2 protein-coding genes, 1 tRNA gene and 1 pseudogene are annotated in these 3,627 nt (G+C 57.7%); 2 read left to right on the top strand and 2 right to left on the bottom strand.

Translation table 11 applies throughout. The features are described 5' to 3' along the window. Positions 1–135 precede the first annotated feature (135 nt). Positions 136–2,004: an ABC transporter ATP-binding protein gene (locus RTS12_RS20270; RefSeq protein WP_312531888.1), complete on the top strand. Its 1,869-nt coding sequence runs from the start codon at positions 136–138 to the stop codon at positions 2,002–2,004. Between the two features lie 66 nt (positions 2,005–2,070). Next, a tRNA-Trp gene (locus RTS12_RS20265) sits at positions 2,071–2,146 on the top strand. A gap of 27 nt (positions 2,147–2,173) precedes the next feature. Here RTS12_RS20265 and RTS12_RS20260 read toward each other — a convergent pair. Both RTS12_RS20260 and RTS12_RS20255 read right to left on the bottom strand, forming a co-directional pair. Then, positions 2,174–3,262 (bottom strand): tyrosine-type recombinase/integrase, encoded by a 1,089-nt coding sequence (locus RTS12_RS20260; RefSeq protein WP_312531886.1) that lies wholly within the window; start codon positions 3,260–3,262, stop codon positions 2,174–2,176. A gap of 180 nt (positions 3,263–3,442) precedes the next feature. Next, positions 3,443–3,627, bottom strand: a pseudogene (locus tag RTS12_RS20255) (hypothetical protein); the annotation flags it as partial.

Below are 3,627 nucleotides of genomic sequence, written 5' to 3'. Positions count from 1 at the left end.
ATCCGGGGCGCTGCCCCGGACCCCGGGATATTTGTCGCATGGAAGACATGCCAATCTGGCAAGAGTTGACCATTGTGTTCACCCATGGCATCGACGTCATCCGCTTCTTTTTGATCATTGCTTTGCAGGTGCCCCATGTTTCGCTGGTTCGAACGCCGGCTAAATCCCTATCCGTCCGAAGCGCCGCGCATGGCACCGCGCGGCATGTGGCGATTCATTTTGCACTATTCCAAGGCTGCACTGCCCTGGATGGTGGTGATGTCTGCCTGCTCGGCCGCGATCGCCATCGCCGAGGTCATTCTTTTTGGCTATCTGGGCGATTTGGTGAATCGGCTGGCTGAGGCGGATCGCGCTGGATTTTGGGCGCAAGAGGGCAGCCGCCTGATGGTGATGGCCGCCATTCTTTTGATCGGGCTGCCGCTTTTGCAGATCATTTTTTCGCTGGTCATGCATCAGACCCTGATGGGCAACTTTCCCCAGCGCATTCGCTGGCAGGCGCACCGCTATTTGCTGCGCCAGTCCATGAGCTATTTTCAGGATGAATTCGCCGGGCGTATCGCCACGAAACTGATGCAGACCGCGCTTGCCGTGCGCGAAGTCGCCATGAAATTCATGGATGTCATGGTCTATGTCAGCGTCTATTTTATCGGCGCTTTGATCCTGGCTGCGACGACCGATATCTTGATGGCCATTCCCTTTGCGGCTTGGGGTCTGCTTTATGGCCTGCTGTTGTGGTGGATCATTCCGAGGATTGCCCGGGTTTCCGAAGTTCAGGCCGATGCACGCGCGGCCATGACCGGCAGGGTTGTGGATAGCTATACCAATATCACCACCGTAAAGCTGTTTTCGCATTCCGCCCGTGAAGAGGCCTATGTTCAGGAAAGCATGGATGCTTTTCTGGAAACGGTTCATGCGCAGATGCGTCTGGCCTCGGTTCAAAACGTCGCCCTGTCGACGCTGAATTCGCTGCTGACGGGGGCGGTGACGACGCTTGGCCTGTATCTATGGGCGACGGGTAAATTAGAGGTGGGCGCGGTGGCTGTGGCCATTCCACTGGCTTTGCGGTTGGGAAATATGTCCCATTGGATCATGTGGGAATTCGCCGGTCTTTTTGAAAATATCGGTACGGTGCGGGATGGTATTGGCAGTTTGGCCCTGCCGCGGATGGTCAATGACGCGCCCAATGCGGTTGCGCTGCGGCGCGGGCAGGGTGAGGTCGCGTTTGAGCAGGTCACATTCCGCTATCCTGCGGATGGATCGCAGGCGCCCAATGCCGTGCTTGACCGGTTGGATCTAAAGATTTTGCCCGGAGAAAAGATCGGGCTGGTCGGAAGGTCTGGCGCAGGAAAATCGACGCTTATCAACTTGTTGCTGCGCTTTCACGACATTGATGAAGGCAAGATCAAGATCGATGGTCAGGATATTTCCACCTTGACCCAGGAAACCCTGCGTGCGGCGATCGGTGTCGTCACTCAGGATAATTCGCTGCTGCACCGCTCGGTTCGCGACAATATCAGCTACGGGCGCCCCGATGCGACCGAGGATGATATTATCGATGCTGCCCGCTCGGCCGAGGCATGGGACTTTATCCAGACTTTGGTCGATAGTCATGGTCGGCGAGGGCTAGACGCGCATGTCGGCGAGCGTGGGGTCAAGCTGTCGGGTGGCCAGCGTCAACGAATCGCCATTGCTCGCGTCCTGTTGAAGGATGCGCCCATTCTGGTGCTGGACGAGGCGACCTCGGCGCTTGATAGCGAGGTCGAGGCCGCGATTCAGCACCAGCTTGTGCGTCTGATGCAGGGAAAAACTGTCATCGCCATTGCCCATCGCCTGTCGACCATCGCCGAGATGGACCGGCTGGTCGTGATGGAGGCCGGTCGCATCGTCGAGATGGGAACGCATGACGATCTTCTGGCGCATAACGGCATTTATGCGCGCCTTTGGGCACGCCAATCGGGCGGTTTTTTGGCCAGTGGCACGATTTCCGATCTTGTTGATGCATGATCTTTGCGCGCGCACACTTATCCTCTTGAACAGTGCCGCAACCTGCCGTAAGCAGACCCGCGGCTTAGGGGTATAGCTCAGTTGGTAGAGCATCGGTCTCCAAAACCGAGGGTCGTGGGTTCGAGTCCCTCTGCCCCTGCCAGTTGATTTTACTGGCAAATTCGCCGCATCAATCATGACCATTTTCTTTCGGTTGGACGCGCAGTTGGGAAACCTCTGCGCGTGTTTCGTGATTCTCGCGTTTGCGCATCGCTGATTCGGCGAGGCCGCCATCTCGTTTGAGGTAGTGCGCATCAAGGATGATCTCGACATCCCTAAGAGAGTGCCCGGTGATCGTGGCGATCTCGGGAGTGGTGCATCCAGCCAGCGCGAGGCGCGTCACCGAAGTGCCTCTAATGTCGTGGAATGTTGGGCCCTTCATGCCGACGCCGATCAGCCCTGCAGCTACGCAGGTTTTGCGCCACGTGGTCCTGAATCCATCGCTGGTCCATGCATGGCCGTCAGAGTTCGTCAGGATCGTCACAGCCCGCTTTGGGGTGATGTCCAAGAGGGCCTTAAGCGGGGCTCCGACCGGAATGGTTACACGCGTGCCCGTTTTCGACTGCCGGAGTCGAATGGCACTGCCGTCATACGCGCCCCAGCTTAAGCGCAACAGGTCGCCCTGCCTCTGTCCCGTCCAGACGGCAATCATATAGGCAAGCCAGATCCTATCGGGCGCCACTTCCTCAAGCGCGCGCTCGGCGTCAGCCGTCCAAATGCTTTCTGCTCTGTTGGATCGGTAAAGCTTGCCCGGTCTCTCACAAGGATTCGCGATGACGCGGCCTCTGTCCTTTGCCCAAGCTAAAATTGCGGCCAGTGTGGCAAAGACATAATCGGCTTGCCGCTTGGATCTGCGTGACATCGCGTCTCGCCAGTCAAGCATATCGCCACGCGTTGCTGGGTCGGGCAGGGCTTCCAGCGGTAATGTCCCGTATTTTGCCTCAATCACGCGGATATTACGGACGTAATCGGCTTTTGTTCGGGGTGCTAGTTCCGTGAATTTTGGACTGCCCTGATAGGCATTGATGATCGCTTGCAGGGTGTCTTCCTGCGGTCTAGTTCGCGACTTAATTGCGTCCGTATATGCGTTGACAAACTCAGCATTGCCGGGCTTTCCCGGCAGCCGTGGGCCACCTTTCCACGCGTAGTAGTAAGTGATGCTGGATCCATCAGCTAACCGCTTGCTGACACGGTTAACTCCCTTAAGACGCATGCGCATTCTGTGTTGCCTTCCATTTTTCGAAAGGCGTCAGGTTCTCCGGCCTCTCGATGACGTCGTGATAGATCACAATCCGCCCATCGGGCAAAATCTCGGTGCGTGACACTGGTGTACCCGCATCGGCTGCTGCGCGATATGCTCGGGCCATGTCGGACTGTCTGAATGTTGCTCTAGCGGCCATCACCCAACCCTCCTGCTTTCTTCGAGGGCGTAGCCGCCCCACTGGTCTGCGCACGCTGCCGCGATGCCTTCGAATGTCCGGCTTCGGAAGCGCCACCGATCGGGACCGGGCGGGGCGCGATGAATGCCTGACCAGAGTTTGTGCCGATCTGGATCTTCCTTGGCCTTGGGCGGCGTAAGTCGGT

Source organism: Paracoccus sp. (in: a-proteobacteria) (genome assembly GCF_032007265.1).
In the GTDB taxonomy this organism is placed as follows: domain Bacteria; phylum Pseudomonadota; class Alphaproteobacteria; order Rhodobacterales; family Rhodobacteraceae; genus Paracoccus.
Note: the sequence above shows the minus strand (reverse complement) of the source record. Positions and strands in the feature narration are given on the sequence as shown.